This window comes from Edaphosphingomonas haloaromaticamans, assembly GCF_001853345.1.
GTDB classification, from domain to species: domain Bacteria; phylum Pseudomonadota; class Alphaproteobacteria; order Sphingomonadales; family Sphingomonadaceae; genus Sphingomonas_E; species Sphingomonas_E fennica.
Genome location: NZ_MIPT01000001.1, coordinates 3,205,521 through 3,225,371, shown reverse-complemented (window position 1 = coordinate 3,225,371; position 19,851 = coordinate 3,205,521). Strand labels below are relative to the sequence as shown.

At 66.8% G+C, this 19,851-nt stretch carries 19 protein-coding genes; 6 read left to right on the top strand and 13 right to left on the bottom strand.

The window, feature by feature from the left end:
* Window positions 1-3: 3 nt before the first annotated feature.
* The 4 genes from ggt to BHE75_RS14880 all read right to left on the bottom strand — a co-directional run bounded on the left by ggt (window position 4) and on the right by BHE75_RS14880 (window position 5,531).
* A complete protein-coding gene (gene ggt / locus BHE75_RS14895; RefSeq protein ID WP_070934337.1) occupies window positions 4-1,818 on the bottom strand; it encodes a gamma-glutamyltransferase in 1,815 nt (604 codons plus the stop codon).
* Window positions 1,819-1,965: 147 nt separating this feature from the next.
* Complete coding sequence (gene aguB, locus BHE75_RS14890) at window positions 1,966-2,814, bottom strand: N-carbamoylputrescine amidase (RefSeq protein WP_070934336.1); 849 nt, start codon at window positions 2,812-2,814, stop codon at window positions 1,966-1,968.
* Between the two features lie 77 nt (window positions 2,815-2,891).
* Window positions 2,892-3,878 (bottom strand): agmatine deiminase family protein, encoded by a 987-nt coding sequence (locus BHE75_RS14885; protein ID WP_070934335.1) that lies wholly within the window; start codon window positions 3,876-3,878, stop codon window positions 2,892-2,894.
* Window positions 3,879-3,893: 15 nt separating this feature from the next.
* Window positions 3,894-5,531 carry a M28 family metallopeptidase gene (locus BHE75_RS14880; protein ID WP_070934334.1) on the bottom strand — a complete coding sequence of 546 codons (1,638 nt, stop codon included), beginning with the start codon at window positions 5,529-5,531 and terminating at the stop codon, window positions 3,894-3,896.
* 155 nt (window positions 5,532-5,686) lie between these two features.
* Between BHE75_RS14880 and BHE75_RS14875 the strand changes: the two genes are divergently transcribed.
* On the top strand, window positions 5,687-7,654 hold the full coding sequence (locus BHE75_RS14875) for an alpha/beta hydrolase family protein (protein WP_070934333.1): 1,968 nt from the start codon (window positions 5,687-5,689) through the stop codon (window positions 7,652-7,654).
* A 59-nt stretch (window positions 7,655-7,713) separates the two neighbouring features.
* The gene (locus BHE75_RS14870; protein WP_070934332.1) at window positions 7,714-9,276 is read left to right on the top strand and encodes a hypothetical protein; all 1,563 of its coding nucleotides are present in this window, start codon (window positions 7,714-7,716) and stop codon (window positions 9,274-9,276) included.
* Window positions 9,277-9,384: 108 nt separating this feature from the next.
* Here BHE75_RS14870 and rpsD read toward each other — a convergent pair whose 3' ends face one another.
* Window positions 9,385-9,999, bottom strand: a complete 615-nt coding sequence (gene rpsD, locus BHE75_RS14865; protein WP_015457564.1) for a 30S ribosomal protein S4 — start codon at window positions 9,997-9,999, stop codon at window positions 9,385-9,387.
* Between the two features lie 240 nt (window positions 10,000-10,239).
* On the opposite strand from rpsD, the gene BHE75_RS14860 reads away from it, so the two are divergent.
* The gene (locus tag BHE75_RS14860) at window positions 10,240-10,542 is read left to right on the top strand and encodes a chorismate mutase (protein WP_015457563.1); all 303 of its coding nucleotides are present in this window, start codon (window positions 10,240-10,242) and stop codon (window positions 10,540-10,542) included.
* A 3-nt stretch (window positions 10,543-10,545) separates the two neighbouring features.
* On the opposite strand, the gene BHE75_RS14855 is transcribed toward BHE75_RS14860, so the two are convergent.
* The 4 genes from BHE75_RS14855 to rpiB all read right to left on the bottom strand — a co-directional run bounded on the left by BHE75_RS14855 (window position 10,546) and on the right by rpiB (window position 13,972).
* Window positions 10,546-11,589: a TrmH family RNA methyltransferase gene (locus BHE75_RS14855; RefSeq protein ID WP_084653240.1), complete on the bottom strand. Its 1,044-nt coding sequence runs from the start codon at window positions 11,587-11,589 to the stop codon at window positions 10,546-10,548.
* Window positions 11,590-11,677: 88 nt separating this feature from the next.
* Entirely contained in the window at window positions 11,678-12,142 is a 465-nt protein-coding gene (nrdR, locus tag BHE75_RS14850) for a transcriptional regulator NrdR (RefSeq protein ID WP_015457561.1), read from the bottom strand.
* A gap of 61 nt (window positions 12,143-12,203) precedes the next feature.
* Window positions 12,204-13,517 (bottom strand): serine hydroxymethyltransferase, encoded by a 1,314-nt coding sequence (glyA, locus tag BHE75_RS14845; RefSeq protein WP_070934331.1) that lies wholly within the window; start codon window positions 13,515-13,517, stop codon window positions 12,204-12,206.
* Window positions 13,514-13,972: a ribose 5-phosphate isomerase B gene (gene rpiB / locus BHE75_RS14840; protein WP_070934330.1), complete on the bottom strand. Its 459-nt coding sequence runs from the start codon at window positions 13,970-13,972 to the stop codon at window positions 13,514-13,516. The genes glyA and rpiB overlap by 4 nt, the downstream gene beginning before the upstream one ends.
* A 126-nt stretch (window positions 13,973-14,098) precedes the next feature.
* On the opposite strand from rpiB, the gene BHE75_RS14835 reads away from it, so the two are divergent.
* Entirely contained in the window at window positions 14,099-14,569 is a 471-nt protein-coding gene (locus tag BHE75_RS14835; protein ID WP_070934329.1) for a hypothetical protein, read from the top strand.
* A 54-nt stretch (window positions 14,570-14,623) separates the two neighbouring features.
* On the opposite strand, the gene hemA is transcribed toward BHE75_RS14835, so the two are convergent.
* Together hemA and murI are read right to left on the bottom strand one after the other, a co-directional pair.
* Window positions 14,624-15,862, bottom strand: coding sequence for a 5-aminolevulinate synthase (gene hemA, locus BHE75_RS14830; RefSeq protein WP_413818411.1), 1,239 nt, complete (start codon window positions 15,860-15,862; stop codon window positions 14,624-14,626).
* Window positions 15,863-16,081: 219 nt separating this feature from the next.
* Window positions 16,082-16,879 carry a glutamate racemase gene (gene murI, locus BHE75_RS14825; RefSeq protein ID WP_015457556.1) on the bottom strand — a complete coding sequence of 266 codons (798 nt, stop codon included), beginning with the start codon at window positions 16,877-16,879 and terminating at the stop codon, window positions 16,082-16,084.
* Window positions 16,880-17,003: 124 nt separating this feature from the next.
* Between murI and plsY the strand changes: the two genes are divergently transcribed.
* Both plsY and dprA read left to right on the top strand, forming a co-directional pair.
* A complete protein-coding gene (gene plsY / locus BHE75_RS14820; protein WP_015457555.1) occupies window positions 17,004-17,609 on the top strand; it encodes a glycerol-3-phosphate 1-O-acyltransferase PlsY in 606 nt (201 codons plus the stop codon).
* A gap of 4 nt (window positions 17,610-17,613) precedes the next feature.
* On the top strand, window positions 17,614-18,717 hold the full coding sequence (gene dprA, locus BHE75_RS14815) for a DNA-processing protein DprA (protein ID WP_070934328.1): 1,104 nt from the start codon (window positions 17,614-17,616) through the stop codon (window positions 18,715-18,717).
* Between the two features lie 17 nt (window positions 18,718-18,734).
* Here the strand turns inward: dprA and BHE75_RS14810 are convergent, their stop codons facing one another.
* A complete protein-coding gene (locus tag BHE75_RS14810) occupies window positions 18,735-19,259 on the bottom strand; it encodes a hypothetical protein (RefSeq protein ID WP_015457553.1) in 525 nt (174 codons plus the stop codon).
* A gap of 62 nt (window positions 19,260-19,321) precedes the next feature.
* On the bottom strand, window positions 19,322-19,819 hold the full coding sequence (locus BHE75_RS14805; protein WP_070934327.1) for a GNAT family N-acetyltransferase: 498 nt from the start codon (window positions 19,817-19,819) through the stop codon (window positions 19,322-19,324).
* Window positions 19,820-19,851 lie beyond the last annotated feature (32 nt).

Genomic DNA, 19,851 nt, shown 5'->3' with positions numbered 1-19,851 from the left:
CGATCAGTAGGCTAGCGCCACGCCGTCGGCGCGCATCTCGCTTGCCGCCGCATAGACGCGCTCGCCGTTGCGGTCGATCCGCTCGACGCACTGGTAGCGGCCGAAGCCGCCGTCCGACGCCCCGATCTTCCAGCCCATCGCGGCAAGCCGGGTGCGGGTGGCCTCGGGCACGCCCTTTTCCAGCCGCAGCGTGCCGGTGGGGCCTTCGTCGCCCGAATCCTCGCCCATGCTTTCGGACGACCCTTCATGGTGCCAGCGCGGGCTGTCTCCGGCGGCCTGCGCATCGAGGCCGTAATCGGTGCGGTTGAGGATGATCTGCGTCTGCCCCTGCGGCTGCATGTCGCCGCCCATCACGCCGAAGCTGAGCCAGGGCTTGCCGTCCTTCGTCGCGAAGCCGGGGATGATCGTCTGGAACGGGCGCTTGCCCGGCGCATAGATGTTGGGATGGCCCGGCTGGAAGGAGAAGAGCTGGCCGCGATCCTGGAACATGAAGCCGAGGCCGTCGGCCACCAGCCCCGATCCCATGCCGCGGAAGTTGGACTGGATCATGGAGATCATCAGCCCGTCCTTGTCGGCGCAGGTGAAATAGGTGGTGTCGCCGCGCGACGGCGCCTTGCCGGGCTGCACGTCCGTCATCAGCCGGTCCGGGCGGATCAGCCGCGCGCGCTCCGCCGCATATTCCTTGGAGGCGAGCCACTCCATCGGGACCTTGGCATATTCCGGGTCGGCGTAATAACGGGCGCGATCCTCATAAGCGAGGCGCTTGGCCTCCGCCTGCAGGTGGATCGACAGCGCCGACTGGAAGCCCGCGCCGGCCATGTCGAAATGCTCGAGGATGTTGAGCATCTGCAGGGTGGCGAGGCCCTGGGTATTCTCGCCGATCGCCTGCACGCCGATGCCGCGATAGGTGGTTTCCAGCGGCCTGGTCCATTTCGCCTGATGGGCGGCGAGGTCCGCGCGGGTCATCCAGCCGCCGATGCGCCGGAAATAACGCTCGATCGTGTCGGCGATCGGGCCGTCATAGAAAGCGTCGCGCCCGCCCTGGGCGATCAGGCGATAGGTGCGGGCGAGATCGGGGTTGCGGAAGGGATCGCCCTCCTTCGGCGCGGCGCCGTTCGGCATCCATACCTTGCGGGCATTGTCCACTTCCTCGATGCCGGCGCCGGGCTTGGTGAAATTGGCCATGGCCCGGCCGATATAATAAGCGATCATCGGCGCCACCGGCACGCCCCCTTCCGCCATCGCGATCGCGGGCTCGAACAGCTCGGCCCATTTCAGCTTGCCGTGGCGCTGGTGGAGCGCCCACCAGCCGGCGACCGTGCCGGGCACCGAGACCGAGGCGGCACCATAAGCCGGCAGATGGCCGTTCTTCGTGCGCGACTGGGCGATATCGAACGTCAGCGCGCGGGGCGACCGGCCGGAGCTGGCGAGGCCATCGACCTTGCCCTGCTTCGGGTCCCACAGCAGCGCGTAGAGATCGCCGCCCACGCCGCAGGCGGTCGGCTCCAGGAAGCCCAGGCAGGCGTTGATCGCGATGGCGGCATCGACGGCGGAGCCGCCCTTCTTCAGGATTTCGATGCCCGCCTGCGTGGCCAGCGGCTGCGCGGAGCCGGCGGCGCCCGAAAGCCCGTAGACCACCGAGCGCGAGGCGAAGCTCGCCCCGACCGGGCGATCGCCGCCATGCACGTCCGGCCGATCGAACCGCACCTCGCCCGGCGTCCAGATCGGCGCGGGGACGGGGGAGGGCGCTTGCGCCCGCAGCATGGCGGGGGCAGCGGCGGCGGCGGGAATGGCGGCAAGGAATGTGCGGCGGCGCATGGACGGCTTTCCTGAAAGGGCTTGGACCCGAATGGGATAGCCGAGCGCTTGCCGGGAATCGACTCCCCTCCGCATGTCGGCAGGCGGTTTGCCGATCAGGAGGGGGGCCGCCGGTGCCGTTCTGCCGGCGGCAGCCGTTCTTGTCCGTCAGATATCCTGGGCGAGGCGGCCGTAAAGGTCCGGCCGGCGATCGCGGAAGAAGCCGAAGGCGGCGCGGTGGCGCTTCACGCGATCGAGATCGAGCGTGGCGGTGAGCACGCCGGTTTCGCTCGCGCCGAATTCGGCCACCAGATCGCCGCGCTCGTCGGCGATGAAGCTGTGGCCGTAGAAGGTCATCGTCCCTTCGGTGCCGATGCGGTTGGATGCGATCACCGGCACCACGTTCGACACGGCATGGCCGATCATCGCCCGGCGCCAGAGGCGGCTGGTGTCGAGATCGGGATCGTGCGGCTCGTTGCCGATCGCGGTGGGGTAGAAGAGCAGCTCCGCCCCCATCAGCATCATCGTGCGCGCGGTTTCGGGATACCATTGGTCCCAGCAGATGCCGACGCCCAGCGTGGCATGATCGGTCGGCCACACCTTGAAGCCGGTGTTGCCGGGCCGGAAGTAGAATTTCTCCTCATAGCCCGGCCCGTCGGGGATGTGGCTCTTGCGATAGACGCCGGCCACCTTGCCGTCCGGCCCGATCATGGCGAGGCTGTTATAATGGTGCGGGCCGTCCGCCTCGAAGAAGCTGGTCGGGATATGGACCTTCAGCTCCTCCGCCAGCTTGCGCATCGCCAGCACGGCGGGATGGCGATCGGTGGGCCTGGCGCGGGCGAACAGGCCCTCATCCTCGACCTGGCAGAAATAATGGCCCTCGAACAGCTCGGGCGGAAGGATGACCTGCGCGCCCTCGGCCGCCGCCTCGCGCACGAGTTCGGACACGGCGGCGATGTTGGTATCGACATCGTCGCTGAGCGCGAGCTGGAGGGCGGCAACGGTCACTTCGGTCATCAAAGGGTCTCCACGGGCGGCGGGCTCAGATAAGGATGCGGGGCCGCGAAGCCAAGGCCGGGGCCGCCGCGCCCATTTTAGGGGCTGGGCACCTGCTGGCTGATGCAGTGCAGGCTGCCGCCGCCGGTCAGCACATGATCGGCGCGGATGCCGATCGCCCTGCGGCCGGGGAAGAGCGCGCCGAAGGCGGCCACGGCGGCATCGTCATTGGCGGCGCCGTAGACGGGAACCACCACGGCGGCATTGCCGACATAGAAGTTCATATAGGATGCCGGCACGATCGCCCCGTCCCGCTCGACCTTGCCGGGGGAGGGGACGCCGACCACCTCGAGCCCGAAGGCGCGGGCGCGGGCGGCGGCATCGCGATAGACCGCCTCGTTCGGATCGTCCGCCGTCGGCTCCGGTATGGCGATCCGCCCTTCGCCCACGAAGCGGGCGAGGTTGTCGACATGGCCGTCGGTATGATCGTTGAGCAGGCCGCTGCCCAGCCACAGCACGCGATCGAGCCCGAGATCGGCCTTCAGCCGCGCCTCGATATCGGCGCGCGACAGATAGGGGTTGCGGTTGGGATTGAGCAGGCACTGCTCGGTCGTCACGACGAGCCCGGTGCCGTCCACGTCGATGGCCCCGCCCTCGAAGATCCAATCGCACGCCTTCACCGGGAAGCGCGCGGCCTCCGCCAGCGTGCGGCCCACGGTATCGTCGTTCGGCAGGTCATATTTGCCGCCCCAGCCGTTGAAGCGGAAATCGAGCGCGGTCGGCACGCCGCCGGCGCTGTCGTGCACGATGATCGGCCCGGTATCGCGCAGCCAGATATCCCCGAACGGGGCCACCACCACATCGACATTGGGGCCGGCCGAAGCCAGCGCCGCCTTGGCGGCCGTCTTGTCCGCCGCGACCAGCACGACGCGCTCGCCCGCGCCATCGGCGTCCACCGCGCGGGCGAAGGCGATCACCTCCTCCCGCGCCGGCTCCAGATCGTCCTCCCAAAGTTCCGGATGGCTGGGAAAGCCGATCCAGACGCGGTCGTGGCGGGCCCATTCGGGCGGTTGACGATAGGTCATCGGTTCTGCCCTGCCTTACTTGCCGGCGCGAGACTTGTCGCGGACGGCGCGGAACTCCGCCGTGGGATACCAGTTGGGCCAGGCATCCGAATCCGCCAGCTCGCGACCGATAGTATAGAAAAGCTTCAGGTCGGAGACCGCGCCGGACCAATCCCAATTGGGATCATATTCGTCCTTCGGCCCGTGATAGCGGTTGGTGATATAATCGGCCGCCAGCTTGCTGCCGCGCTCGCGCCCGCCATTCACCAGATCCTCGCCGCTTTCGAAATAGATCATCGGCACGCCGAGCTTGGCGAAGCTGAAATGATCCGAACGGTAATAATAGCCCTTTTCCGGCGTCGGTTCGGGCACCAGCACGCGGTTCTCGCCCACGGCGGCACGCTTCAGATAATCCTCCAGCTCGGACTTGCCGGGGCCGACGACGACGATGTCGTTGGTCTTGCCGATCACGTTCAGCGAATCCATGTTCACGCCGCCCACCGTCCGGGCCAGCGGGTAGATGGGATTGGCGGCATAATATTCGGAGCCGAGCAGGCCCGATTCCTCCGCCGTCACCGCCAGGAACACCACCGACCGATCCGGCTGGCCGCCCGCCTTATAGGCTTCGGCCAGCGCGACGAGGCCGGCGGTGCCGGAGGCGTTGTCCACCGCGCCGTTGCAGATATTGTCGCCGTCCACCGGCTCGCAGATGCCGAGATGGTCCCAGTGCGCCGAATAGAGCACATATTCGCCGGGGCGCTTCTTGCCGGGAATGATGCCGACGACATTCTTCGATTTCTGGCGGCGGATCGACTGGTCGAACGACAGCGACGCCTTCATCCCCGTGAAGGGGACGGCGTGGAAGCCCTTTTGCCCGGCGGCGGCGACCAGCGCGTCATAATCCTGGCCGGCGGACGCGAAGATGCGGCGCGCGGCATCGTTGGTGATCCAGCCGGCGGCGGCCGACTGGTCCATATGGTTGCCCGGCTCGTCGAAGCCGAGCTTGCCGCCGCTGTTGGAGGAGACGACGACGTTGAAGCCGTAGGCCGCGGGCTCGGTATCGTGGATGATGATCGCGGCCGCCGCGCCCTGACGGGCGGCTTCCTCATATTTGTAGGTCCAGCGGCCATAATAGGTCATCGCCCGGCCGCCGAAGGGGCCATCCAGCGACTGCATCTTCCAGTCCGGATCGTTGATCAGGATCAGGACGGTCTTTCCCTTGACGTCCAGCCCGGCATAGTCGTTCCAGCCGCGTTCCGGCGCGTTGATGCCATAGCCCACGAACACGATATCGCTGCCCGCGACGTCGATCCGGGGCTGCACCTGGTAGGACCAGGTGATGTGATCCGTCTTGTAATCCAGCGTGATCGGCGTCTTGCCGCCGGTGATGCTGATCGGGAAGGCCGCGTTGGGCGTCAGCTCCACCAGCGGCACGTCCTGATACCAGCTTCCCTTGTTGCCCGGCTTCAGCCCCGCCCTGGCGAAGCGATCGGCGATATAGGCCACCGTCTTGTCCTCCGCCGGCGTCGCGGGCGCGCGGCCCTGGAAGCTGTCGTCGGAAAGCGTCCTGGTGATGTCCTTCAGCGTCTCGACATTGATGGCCGGCACGGGGGCGGCGGCAGCGGCCGTGGCGACCGACAGGGCAAGGAGCGAAGCGGCAAGGGCGAAGCGCATATCGTTATCCCGGGTAATGATGTTGCGTGCCTCATGGCAGCGCTACGGCCGGCGGGCAAGGGTGGGGCGGGAAAGGGAAAAGCGAACCAGATGGCGGCTTGTTTCTTTACCGAGAGGAGATAAATGCGAAGAGGGGAATATATATGGGGGGATCGATGCTGCGTTGTTCTGCGCCTATACTTGGCGCCATGTTCTTTTGTGGGGTTGCGTCGGCGCAGACGCTGCCGCCGGAAGCGGCTTTCGGCGCGCGCGAAGGGGTAAGCGGCGCGTCGCTTTCCCCGAATGGGGAGCGTGTCGCTTTTCTTGCCCCCGGTAAGGGGCAGAGCAATGCGCTCTTTACCGTGCCGATAGATGGAAGCGCACCGCCCACGCGCGCGCTGCTTGCCAGCGGCAATCCCGAACGGATTTCACGCTGCGATTGGGTTTCGGACAAGCGGTTGGCGTGCCAGATATATTCGGTTCAACGCGGCGCCGGCCAGGTCGTCAACACCAGCTCCATGATAGCCATCAACATCGACGGCAGCGATCCCAAGCTGCTTTCGCGTCGGACAAACGGAGATGCGCTATATTTCAATGGGTTCGGTGGAACGATCGTGGACTTGCTGCCGGGGCAGGACGGAGCGGTGCTGATAGGCCGCGCCTATGTTCCCGAAGCTAGGATCGGAAAGCTCGTCGAAAGCCGCCTCGAAGGCTTCGGTGTCGATCGGGTGGATACGACCACCCTGGCTTCGAAGAGGGTCGTCAATCCCATGCGGGATGCCTCGGAATTCATCACGGACGGCCTCGGCACGGTACGGATAAAGGGTGCATGGGAACTCAAGGGTGATGGCTACACCACGGGCGTCACGCGCTATTCCTACCGGTTGGCAGGCCAGGATGGGTGGAAGGATCTGGGGGAGTATAATTCCCTGACCCGTCAGGGCTTCAACCCCTATGCCGTCGATCCCGAGGAAAATGCCGCTTATGGCTTCATGAAGAATAACGGTCGACTGGCCCTATACAAGCGATCGCTGGACGGTTCTCTACGTGACCAACTGGTTTTCAGCCATCCAGAGGTGGATGTGGATGGTCTGATCCGGCTCGGTCGGAAGAGGCGGATCGTGGGTGTGTCCTTCGCAACCGACCATCGCCAGGCGGTTTATTTTGACGAAAACCTTAATAAGCTCGCCGACGGCTTGAGCAAGGTTTTGCCAAAACAACCAAAAATCAATTTCGAAAGCGAAAGCGCCGATGGACGGAAGCTGCTGATCTGGGCCGGCGGCGATACCGATCCAGGCCAATATTACCTGTTCGATCGAGGCACCAAGCAACTGCGGCCCTTGATCCTGAGCCGGCCCGAACTGGCGGATTATCCGTTGGCACCCATGCGATCGGTTCAGGTGCGGGCTGCCGACGGGACGTTGATACCGGCCTATCTGACGCTGCCGGTCGGATCTTCGGGCAAGGGCCTGTCGGCCATCGTGATGCCGCATGGAGGGCCGGGCGCACGTGACGAATGGGGCTTCGATTGGATGGCGCAATATTACGCCAATCGCGGCTATGCCGTTCTTCAGCCCAATTTCCGCGGCTCGACCGGCTATGGCGATGAATGGTTTCGTAATAACGGCTTCCAATCCTGGAAGATTGCCATTGGCGACGTGGTGGACAGCGGGCGGTGGCTGGTATCCGAAGGTATCGCCGACCCGAAGAAGCTTGCGGTGCTCGGCTGGTCCTATGGCGGCTATGCCGCGCTCCAGTCCGGCGTGCTCGCGCCGGATCTCTACAAGGCGATCGTGGCCATTGCGCCGGTCACCGACCTTAACGGTCTGAAGGAGCAGTATCGCAACACCGCAACCTTTGTGGAGATACAGCGATTTGTCGGAAACGGCCCTCATGTCCGCGAGGGATCGCCTGCCCAGAACGCTGCGGCGATCCGTGCGCCGGTGATGCTGTTTCATGGAGATGTGGACAGCAATGTGGAGGTGCAGGCTTCCAGGCTGATGGCGGACCGGCTGACGGACGCCGGAAAGAAGCCTGAGCTCGTAATCTATCCGGCGCTCGACCATGATCTCGAAGACTCGGCGGTTCGTGCCGATATGCTCGGGAAGAGCGATGCATTCCTCCGAAAAGCGATGGGAATGTAAATATGGGCGGCGATCACGGCATCAGAACGAAACGGTCAGTCCGGCGTGGGTGGTCTCTGTTGGCGCTGCTGGCGGCGGGGCTTTCCTCCGGCACGGCCCATGCCGCCTGGCTGAAGGCCGAGACGGAGCATTTCCGCATCTACAGCGAAGGCGGCGAGGCTCAGTTGCGGACCTTTGCCTCGAAGCTGGAGGATTATGACCGTATCCTCAGGCTGGTAACGGGAACGAAGCTGCCGCCGGCGCCGGGCAAGCTCGACATCTATCTGGTCGGCAGCAACGCGGACCTGCGCCAGGTCCGCCCGGTCAGCGCCAGCGTGGCCGGCTTCTATTCGGCGACACCGGGCGCGATCGCGGCCTTCGCGATCCGCAGGGATCGTGGGGGGCTGGATGGCGACGAAGTGCTGCAGCACGAATATACGCACCATTTCATGCTGCAATATTACCCGATGGGTTATCCCGCCTGGTATGTCGAAGGCTTTGCCGAATATATGATGACGGCCGACATATTGGAGAAGGAGTTCCATGTCGGCCGTTACAATGCGGGGCGCGGCTATATGCTGGTGAATGCCCCATGGCTGCCGGTCCAGCGCATTCTGGACGGCAATGCGGAGGGCCTGAACAGTCTCCAGATGGCGCAATTCTATGCGCAGAGCTGGCTGATAACCCACTGGATGTTCGGGCAGAAAAAGCATCTGCAGTTGAAGCGTTATCTGGCGGCTCGCAACAGCGGCGAAGACAGCCAGGCGGTCTTCCAGCGCGAATTCGGCATGAACTATGCCGAATTCACCAAGGCCCTGAAGACATATGTGTCGAGGCCGCTCACCTATTTGAAAATAGGTCGGCCGGAGGATTGGGGGCCTGCCTCCGTCACGATCACGGCCCTGCCCAAATCGGCGGACGACCTGCTGTTGCCCGGTGCGGGCATATCGCTGGGGATCGATGAGGAGCGCGGCAGGCCGATGCTGGCGCGGGTGCGCAAGGCGGCCGCCGCTTTTCCGGGCGATCGGCTGGCGATGGCGACGCGGGCGGAGATCGAGCTGGACGTCGGCGATGTCGCCACCGGCCGGACGCTTGCGGAAAAGCTGGTGGCCGGCGAGGGCGCGCAGGATGCGCGTGCGCTGTTCCTGCGGGGCTATGCCGATCTCTCCGCCGCCCGGAAGCTGGAAGGGCAGGCGCGCGCGCCGCTTTACGATAGCGCCCGGAAGTGGTTCGTCCGGGCCTTCAAGGCGGACAAATATTATGTGCCGGCGCTCTGGGCCTATGTGGAAACCCGATCGCTGGAGCCATTGTCCGATAACGACCTGAACGTCCTGCTCGAAGCGCAGCGGCTTGCCCCGCAGGTGGACGAACTGCGCGGGAGCGCGGCCGTCGCCCTGATGCAGAAACGCTATTTCGACGAGGCGGCGCGCATGATCGAGCCCCTGGCCGCCGATCCGCACGGCGGCGGCTCGGCAGCGCGGGCGCGTGCGTTGCTCGCCATGGCGAAGAAGCATGAGCCCTTGTCCGGCGCGGTGCAGTCCTGGGAAGGGCTGGCCACGGCGGCGGAGGCCGATGCCGGCGATGAGGGGACGGACAAGAGCCCCGCGCCGCAGGACAAGGCCAAGGCGCCGCCGGCCGGTTGAGAGAGGCGGCGGGCCGGAGCCGCCTGCTCGCGGCCGTCCATCACCAGCAAACAAAAAGGGCGGCCCCGATCGGGACCGCCCTTTTTGCTCGAGCGATGGAACGCCGGATCAGCGCGAATAGAATTCGACGACCAGGTTCGGTTCCATCTTCACCGGATAGGGCACTTCGTCGAGCGAGGGCACGCGGACGAAGGTGACCTTGGCGGCGCCGTCGGCGGCCACATATTCCGGGATGTCACGCTCGGACAGGCTCTGCGCTTCGAGCACGAGGGCCATTTCCTGCGCCTTCTTGCCCAGCGTGATCTCGTCGCCCGGCTTCACGAGGCGCGAGGCGATGTTGCACTTCACGCCGTTCACATAGACGTGGCCGTGGCTGACGAGCTGGCGGGCCGAGAAGATGGTCGGCGCGAACTTGGCGCGATAGACCAGCGCGTCCAGGCGGCGCTCCAGCAGGCCGATCAGGTTCTGGCCGGTGTCGCCCTTCATGCGCGACGCCTCGATATAGGCCTTCTTGAACTGCTTTTCGGTGACTTCGCCGTAATAGCCCTTCAGCTTCTGCTTGGCCTTGAGCTGGATGCCGTAGTCGGACATCTTGCCCTTGCGGCGCTGGCCGTGCTGGCCGGGGCCGTATTCGCGGCGGTTCACCGGGCTCTTCGGGCGGCCCCAGATGTTCTCGCCCATGCGGCGATCGATCTTGTACTTGGCGCTGTTGCGCTTCGACATGTCACTTCCTTCAATTGCTACAGGGTCGGCCATCCGCTTGGGGACGGCCTCGTTCCCGGTATCGCCTGCACGGATCGGATCCGGCAGGGCCACCGCTTCACCGGGATGCGGGGCCAATCGCGAAGCGGCGCCTATGGCGGGATGGTGCCGGCGAGTCAAGTTCGGCGGGGCGGGGCAGGGCCTCGCGCGTTCCGCACCGGCGGATTTCCCTCCGCCCCCAAATCGATCTAGGGAGGCGGCATGACCGACATACTCGCTCCCGAAGACTGCACGACCATGATCGAGGTCCGCGCCGGCGTCGATGCGCTCGACGAACAGATCGTCACGCTGCTCGGCCGGCGCATGCGCTACATGGACGCCGCCGCCCGCATCAAGACGACGCGCGGCGCCGTGCGCGACGAAGCCCGCAAGGCGCAGGTGATCGACAATGCCGCCGCCGTGGCCGCGCGCGTGGGCGTGCCGCCCGCTCTGGTGCGCGCGCTCTACGAACAGCTCGTCGAAGGATCGATCGCCTACGAATTCGACAAGTTCGACGCGCGCTGAGCGTCAGCGCGGCCGGGGCTTGGCGAGCGCGCTGAGCACGCCGCGCATGGTGCGCACCTCCTGCGCGGTCCAGGCCGGCTTGGTCAGCATGGTGCGCAGCGTGCGCCTGGTCGCGGGCACGCGATCGGGCGGGAAGAAATAGCCCGCCCCGTCCAGCATGGCTTCGAGCTGGCCGATCATGCCGTCGAGGTCGCCCTGCGGCGCTGGGGGATCGAGGTCCGTCGCGGGCGGGGAGGCGAGCGCCTGGCCCTTCGACCATTCATAGGCGACCAGGATCACCGCCTGGGCGAGGTTCAGGCTGCCGAATTCCGGGTTGATCGGCACCGTCAGGATCGTGCGGGCGACCGCCACGTCATCGGTTTCCAGCCCCGAACGTTCCGGCCCGAACAGGATCGCGGACCGGCCGGGCTCGCCATGGATGGCGCGGGCCGCTTCCTCCGGCGTCACCACAGGCTTGGTCACGCCGCGCTTGCGCACGGTGGTGGCATAGACATGCGCGCAATCCGCCACCGCATCGGCGACGCTCTCATAGACCTTCGCATCGGCCAGCACGATATCCGCGCCGGACGCGGCCGGGCCGGCATCGGGATTGGGCCACCCGTCGCGCGGGGAGACCAGCCGCATCTCGGCTAGCCCGAAGTTCAGCATGGCGCGCGCCGCCTTGCCGATATTTTCGCCAAGCTGCGGGCGGACGAGGACGATGACGGGGGGCTGGGACACAGGAGATTCCGTTGGGTTCGAGCGAGCGTCGAGCGAAGTCGAGACGCGGGGTCGAGAACGTGCCGCGTTTGCAATCGAAGCCCAGTCCTCGCGGAACAGGGCCTCTTTCTTCTTGCGCGACCAATCCTTGATTTGTCGTTCGCGGTCGAGCGCTTCCAGGCGGGTCTGGAAGCTTTCGCTGAACATCAGCTCTACCGGGCGACGATCCTGCGTGTAGCCGGCGAAAATCCCCGATTGATGCTCAGCGATCCGACGATCGAGATTGTCGGTGTGGCCCGTATAATAGGAGCCGTCGGCGCAACGCAGGATGTAGACATGGAAGCTCATCTATGGGCTGTTCCCGATAAGCTTGTATTCGACGGATAGGGGCGGGTTCTCGACAAGCTCGAACCGAACGGAAGGAGGGGGAGGCGGCTCACCCGTCCTTGCCCGCCTCCGCCACCGCGCCGGCGAAATCCTCGAAGTCCTTGGCCTCGGTGAAGTCCTTATAGACGCTGGCGAAGCGGATATAGGCCACGCTGTCCATCGCCTTCAGCCCGTTCATCACCATCCCGCCGACCTGGGCGGCGGCGACTTCGCTTTCGCCGCTGGTTTCGATCTGGCGCTGGATGGCGGAGACCAGCCGGTCGATCCGGGCGGGATCGATCGGGCGCTTGCGGCAGGCGACGCTGATCGACTGGGCCAGCTTGTCGCGATCGAACGGTTCGCGGCGGCCGTCGCTCTTGATGAGCGTCAGCTCGCGCAGCTGGATGCGCTCGAACGTGGTGAAGCGCGCGCCGCAGCCTTCGCACTGGCGCCGGCGACGGATCGCCGCCCCATCTTCGCTGGGGCGGCTGTCCTTCACCTGGCTGTCTTCATGGCCGCAGAACGGGCAGCGCATTATCGCGCCCTCCGGGCGAGCGGCACCAGCCCGCACCCCCACCCGCGAGAGCGGATCGAACTCACTGGGCGGGGTAGATCGGGAAGCGGGCGCAGAGCGCCTCGACCCGGGCCTTGACCGCGGCTTCCACGGCCGGATCGCCATGCTCGCCCTTGGTGCGCAGGCCTTCGAGCACGTCGGCGATCATGTCGGCGATCTCGCGGAATTCGGCCGGGCCGAAGCCGCGCGTGGTGCCGGCCGGCGTGCCGACGCGGATGCCCGAGGTCTTGACCGGGGGCAGCGGATCGAAGGGGATGCCGTTCTTGTTGCAGGTGATCGACGAACGTTCCAGCGCCTCGTCCGCATCGCGGCCGGTGACGCCCAGCGGGGTCAGATCGACCAGCGCCAGATGCGTGTCGGTGCCGCCGGAGACGATCTCCGCGCCGCGTTCCTTCAGGCGGGCGGCCAGCACCTTGGCGTTTTCGACCACCGCCTTGGCATAGCTCTTGAATTCGGGCTGGAGCGCCTCGCCGAACGCCACCGCCTTGGCGGCGATCACGTGCATCAGCGGGCCGCCCTGCAGGCCGGGGAAGACGGCCGAGTTGATCTTCTTGGCGATCGCCTCGTCATCGGTCAGCACCATGCCGCCGCGCGGTCCGCGCAGCGTCTTGTGCGTGGTGGTGGTGACGACATGGGCGTGGCCGAAGGGCGTGGGGTGCACGCCGCCCGCCACCAGGCCGGCGAAGTGCGCCATGTCGACCATGAAATAGGCGCCCACCTCGTCCGCGATCGCGCGGAAGCGGGCGAAATCGATGTGGCGCGGATAGGCGGAGCCGCCGGCGATGATTAGCTTCGGCTGATGTTCCCTGGCCAGCGCCTCCACCTGATCGAAATCGATGAGGTGATCGTCGCGGCGCACGCCATATTGCACGGCATTATACCATTTGCCCGAAAGCGCCGCCTTGGCGCCGTGGGTCAGGTGGCCGCCGGCATCGAGGCTGAGGCCCATGATCGTGTCGCCCGGCTTGGTGAGCGCCAGCATCACCGCGCCATTGGCCTGCGCGCCCGAATGGGGCTGCACATTGGCGAAGCCGCAGTTGAAGAGCTGCTTGGCGCGCTCGATCGCCAGCGTTTCCACCACGTCGGAGGGCGCGCAGCCCTGATAATAGCGCTTGCCCGGATAGCCTTCGGCATATTTGTTGGTGAAGACGGAGCCCTGCGCTTCCAGCACCGCGCGGGACACGATGTTTTCCGAAGCGATCAGCTCGATCTGGTTCTGCTCGCGCGACAGTTCCTGGCGGACGCCGCCGAACACGGCCGGATCGGCATCGGCGAGGCCACGGGTGAAGAAGCCGTCGGGCTGGACCTCCGACAGGGATGCGGGGTTGGTGCTCATGCTGGCTCCTTGGCGAATGCGGGGTTGGAAAGCTTGTCGATGCGGCGCTGGTGGCGGCCGCTTTCGAACGGGGTGGCGAGGAAGGCGGATACGCAATCCTTGGCGGTATCGACGCCGATCAGCCGCGCCCCCATGGCGATGATGTTCGCATCATTATGCTGGCGCGAAAGGCGGGCGGAAAGATTGTCCGAAACGAGCGCGCAACGCACCGCCGGGTTGCGGTTCACCGCGATCGAGATGCCGATGCCCGATCCGCAGAGCGCGATGCCCCGCGCGGCGCGGCCGCCGGCCACGGCTTCGGCCAGGGCATAGCCATAATCGGGATAGTCGACCGAATCCGCCGTCGCGGGGCCGAGGTCGATCACCTCATGGCCCTGCTCGCGCAGCCATTGGGCGAGCGTGGCCTTCAGGTCGATGGCGGCGTGATCGGATGCGATGGCGATTGTCTCGGCCATGATACGGGTTCCGGATTGAGTCGAATGGCGGCTATCTAGGGGCTCGGGCGGCGAAACGCCACCTGCCATGTTGCCAAGTCGCGATCCGTGCGTTGGAAGGGCATCCACCATCAAGGGAGCTTGCCGATGAAGCCCACCATCATGATTCTTGCCTGCGCCATGCTTGCCGCCTGCGGACCGGCGGCCAAGCCGGCGGATGTCGATGCCGGCGGGGCGGACGCGGCCGGCAATGCGATCCTGCCGGCGGAACCGGACATGGCCCCCGGCAATGCCGTGGCGGACCCCGGCATCGGCAATGCCGCCGTCGCCTCGACGCTGCCGACCGCCGCGTGGATCGGCAAATGGGTGGGCGTGGAAGGGCTGGCGCTGGAGATCGAGCCGGGGCCGGAGGAGGGGATATATGCCCTCAAGGTCACGCTGCTGGACGGCACCAACAATTATGTCGGCACCGGCGCCGGCGAGACGATCCACTTCACCCGCGACGGCAAGGAGGAAGTGATCCGCAAGGCAACCGGGGATGAGACCGGCCTCAAATATCTGGCCGGCAAGAAGGATTGCCTGATGATCCGGCAGGGCGAAGGCTTCTGCCGCGATTGACGATCGCGGCCGGAGGGAGAAGCGGGCGGCGCGCCGGCCGCTTGCCCCGATGCGTCAGGCCGCGAGCCGAAGTTCGATCCGGTCCCAGATTTCGAGCAGCGCGGACGTCAGGTCGCGCATCATCGCCTCGTCATGCTGCGGGCCGGGCGTGAAGCGCAGCCGTTCCGTGCCGCGCGGCACGGTGGGATAATTGATCGGCTGCACATAGACGCCATATTCGGCGAGCAGGATGTCGCTCACCCGCTTGGCCTTCACCGGATCGCCCACCATCAGCGGCACGATATGGGTGGTGGATTCCATCACCGGCAGGCCGGCTTCGCGGAACATCGCCTTCAGCATCGCGGCGGCGGCCTGCTGGCCGTCGCGCTCCTCCGAGGAGGATTTGAGATGGCGGATGCTGGCGAGCGCGCCGGCCACCAGCACGGGCGAGAGCGAGGTGGTGAAGATGAAGCCCGGCGCATAGCTGCGGATCACGTCGATGATCGTGCGATCGGCCGCGATATAGCCGCCCATCACGCCGATCGCCTTGGCCAGCGTGCCTTCGACGATCGTCAGCCGGTGGGCCGCGCCCTCGCGATCGGCGATGCCGCCGCCGCGCGGGCCATACATGCCGACGGCGTGCACCTCGTCCAGATAGGTCAGCGCGTTATACTTGTCCGCCAGATCGCAGATCGCATGGATGGGGGCGACGTCGCCTTCCATCGAATAGACGCTTTCGAAGGCGATCAGCTTGGGGGCCTCGGGGTCTTCGGCGGCCAGCAGCTCTTCCAGATGGGCGAGATCGTTGTGGCGGAAGACCCGCTTCTCGCAGCCCGAATTGCGGATGCCCGCGATCATCGAGGCGTGGTTCAGCTCGTCCGAGAAGATGATGCAGCCAGGCAGCACCTTGCCCAGCGTCGAAAGCGTGGCATCGTTGGAAACATAGCCGGAGGTGAAGAGCAGCGCGGCTTCCTTGCCGTGCCAGTCCGCCAGCTCATTCTCCAGATCGATATGGTAATGCGTGTTGCCGCCGATATTGCGGGTGCCGCCCGAACCGGCGCCGACATCGTGCAGCGCCTCTTCCATGGCGGTGATCACCTTGGGGTGCTGCCCCATGGCGAGATAATCGTTGGAGCACCAGACGGTGATCGGCTTCGGCCCATTATGGCCGGCGAAGCAGCGCGCGTTGGGAAAAGCGCCCTTGTTGCGCAGGATATCGATGAAAACCCGGTAGCGGCCCTCCGCATGGAGCCTGTCGATCGCATCCGCAAAAACGCGCTGATAGTCCAAGGAACCTACTCCCCCGGGGGCCATCGCCCTCGAAATATGCGGGCGCTTCTAGGGAAGCTCGCCCACTTTTTCCAGCGCGAACGGTTCGCAACTGGCGGCCATATGTGCAGCGATGCTGCGCACATGGCGGTTAACATCCCGCGACCGGGCACGCGATCATGGCCGAAACATAGGATGGCGGGGCCGGGATGTGTAGCGCAAAGCCCCGTTTTCGCTGATCGTTTCCCCCGATAAGCNGCGAGATCAGAGGAAGCGGATATCTTCCAGCCCATGGGCGGCGAGGCCGGCGACGAGGCCGGCCGGAACCTCGAACGGGGCGGTGAACAGGGCGATGCCCGGCGGGGGCGATTGCGGCCATTCCTGCCCCTCGGTCAGGTGGGCGATGCGCCGGGCGATGCCGTCGCCGCCATGGACGAAAGCCAGCGGGCGCGGCGATGCGGCGGCAAGCTCCGCCTCCACCAGCGGGAAATGGGTGCAGGCCAGCACCACGGTATCGATCCGGTCGCCGCCCGGCTGATCGACGAGGCCGGCCATCACCTCGGCATAGTCGGCCGCTGCCGTGGGCTCGCCGCGCAGCTTCGCCTCGGCCAGCTCGACCAGCCGGGCCGATCCGTGGCGCAGCACCAGGCAATCGCCCGCGAAGCGCGCGGAAAGATCGTCGACATAAGGCTGGCGCACCGTGGCATTGGTGCCGAGCACGCCGATCGCGCGGGTGCGGGACTGTTCGGCGGCGGGCTTGATCGCCGGGACCGTGCCGACCACGGGCAGGTCGAGCGCGGCGCGCACCGCGCCCAACGCGATGGTGGAGGCCGTGTTGCAGGCGATCACCACCAGCCGGGGATTGTAACGCTCCACCAGCCGGCCCAGCAGGGCGGGCACGCGCGCGGCGATCTCCGCCTCGCTCTTCGTGCCATAGGGGAAGCCGCCATTGTCGGCGGCATAGACGATGGGCGCGCGGGGCAGCAGCCGGCGCGTGGGCGCGAGGACGGATAGCCCGCCCACGCCCGAATCGAAGAAGAGGAGGGGGCGGTCGTCGCTCATGCCCGCCTCATAAGGGCAAAGGGCGCGATGGGGAATCGTCCCTCGCCCGAGGGAGGGAATGTGACGGAAATCTTGCGTAAGGCACGGCAGCGCTTATTGTCGCCGCACAACGACAGGGTGGTGTGTGCTTTCTGAAACCTGGCTTTGGCCGCTGATTGCCCTGCTGGGCGGATATCTGCTGGGGTCCATCCCGTTCGGCGTGCTGCTGACGCGCGCGGCGGGCGCTGGCGACCTGCGCCAGATCGGATCGGGCAATATCGGCGCCACGAACGTGCTGCGCACCGGCCGGAAGGGGCTGGCGGCGCTCACCTTGCTGCTGGATGGCGCCAAGGGCGCGGCGGCGGTGCTGATCGCGGCCGCGATCTCGCCCGATCTCGGCGCGCCGGCGGCGGCGGGCGCCTTTTTCGGCCATCTCTATCCGGTGTGGCTCGGCTTCCGGGGCGGCAAGGGCGTGGCGACGCTGCTGGGCATCGCGCTGGCGCTGCTGTGGCCGGCGGGCATCGCCTTCGCGGTGGTGTGGATCGGCGCGGCGCTGATCAGCCGTTATTCCTCCGTCGGCGGCATGGCGGCGGCCTGCATGCCGCCGGTGGTCGCCGCGGTGATGGGGCAGTTTCCGCTGGTGCTGCTGTTCCTGGCCTTCGCGCTGATGGTGCTGTGGAAGCATCGCGGCAATCTGGAACGGCTGCTGGCGGGCACCGAACCGCGCATCGGCGCCAAATCCGCCGGCTGAAGCGATGGCGGACGGCGCCGATCCCGCGATCGAGGAAGATCGCATCGCCCGGCTCCGGCTGATCCGTTCCGCCAATGTCGGCCCCGTCACCTACCATCAGCTGCTCCAGCGTTTCCGCCGGCCGCAGGATGCGCTGGATGCCTTGCCCGATCTCGCCCGGCGCGGGGGCGGGCGGGAAATCCGCGTGGCGGGCCGCGCCGAGGTGGAGCGCGAGGTGCAGCGCGTCGCCGCGCTCGGCGCGCGATACCTGTTCCGGGGCATCGGCCTCTATCCGCGCCACCTGGCGGAGATCGAGGCCGCGCCGCCGGCCCTGATCGTGAAGGGGCGGCTGGCGCTGCTCGACCGGCCGATGGTGGCGATGGTGGGCGCGCGCAACGCCAGCGCGCTCGCCATCCGCTTTGCCCGCCAGCTTGGCCATGAGCTGGCCGATGCCGGTGCCTCGGTGGTTTCGGGGCTGGCGCGCGGGATCGATGCCGCCGCCCATGCCGGGGCGCTGGAAGGCGGCACGGTGGCGGTGATCGCGGGCGGCATCGACATCACCTATCCGCCGGAAAATGCCGCATTGCAGGCGGATATCGCCGAACGCGGCCTGCTGGTGGCCGAACAGCCGCCGGGGCTGGAGCCGCGCGCCCGGCATTTCCCCTATCGCAACCGGATCATCGCCGGGCTCGCCGCCGGCACGGTGGTGGTGGAGGCCGCGCCCAAATCGGGATCGCTGATCACCGCGCGCTATGCCGCCGATTATGGCCGCGAGGTGATGGCCGTGCCCGGCTTCCCCCTCGATCCGCGCGCGCAGGGCTGCAATTTGCTGATCCGCGAGGGCGCGACCCTCGTCCAGTCCGTCGCCGATATCATGGAGGCGCTTCGCCCGATCGTGGATGGCGTGGCGGCTCCGCGCCAGCCTTATGCCGCGCCGCCGGCCGCGATCGATGCCGACGATCGCGATCGCCGCGCCGTCACCGGCCTGCTCGGCCCGTCGGCGGTTCCGGTGGACGAGCTGATCCGCCTGTCCGGCCTCGCGCCCGCCGTCGTCCAGCTGGTGCTGCTGGAACTGGAGCTGGCGGGCAGCCTGCAACGCCATGCCGGCGGACGGGTGAGCCTGGGCTGAGGCCGGCCCGCGCGCTTTCAGCCGCGCTTGTCCTTTGCCGCCTGCGCCTTCCTGGTCGCCTGCGATGTGCTGCCGATACGGCTGCCGGCGATATGCGATTTGCCGCGCTTGCTGGGAATGGCGCGCGCGCCCTTGCCGGCGGTGGGGCTGTTGGCGGGGCGGGCGAACTCCTCACCCGATTTGCGCAGCGCCAGGGCCCGCTTGGCCGATTCCGTCATGGCCTGGCGCCCCTCGATCTTGCGCAGCCGGCTGAATTCGCTGTTCACCCGCTTCAGCGCATTGGCGAACACCTGCTTGCGCCTGGCCGGCTGATCGGCCGTGCCGGGAAAGCTCGTGCCGCGCGCTTCGGCCTTACCGCGTATCTCGCGCAGCTTCTGGCGGAGCAGCGTGCGTTCCCGATCGCGCAGGGCCCGCAATCGCGTCCGCATATCCTGCAGCTCTTCCCGCGTCAGATCGTGGATGGCGGGATGGTGCGTCTTCGCGATCAGTTGGCCATCCTCATGGTCGAGCAGGCTGAGCTCGGCCTTGTGCGGTACGGACATGAATGCCTCCGGTGCCATGGCTTCCGGGGGCGTAACCCTTCGGCGCCGGAAACGATCCGGGGTCAGCCCGGCGCGTCCAGCCGCAGATAGATGCTGTCGCACCAGCCGATATGGGTGTGATAGGTCCGTTCCGCGCGGCCCGCCTCGTAGAAGCCGAGGCCGGCGAGCATCCTGAGCGAGCCGATGTTGCGCGGATCGACGTCCGCGACCAGATGGTCCACGTCCGGCCGGCGGAAGACATGGGCGACGAACCCGCCCAGCGCCTCCCGGCCGAGGCCCAGCCCCCAATGATCGGGGTGGAGGATATAGCCGATCTCCGGCAGCCGGAACGCGCCTGCCTTGCCGATCACCCCGCCGTCGCGCACGACCACGAAATCCTCGCTTTCCTCCGCCGGTGACTCGATCATCGCGGCCAGCCATGCCTCCGTTTCCGCGCGCGTGGCATGGGGCGGCGTCGACCAGTAGCGCATGGCCCGATCGTTGGAGAGAATGGCGTGCAGCGCATCGACATCCTCCGGGCGGGCGCGGCGCAGCAGCAGGCGTTCGGTGGCGATCTCCATGAGGCGGTCATATCCCTGGGCTGAAACTGCGT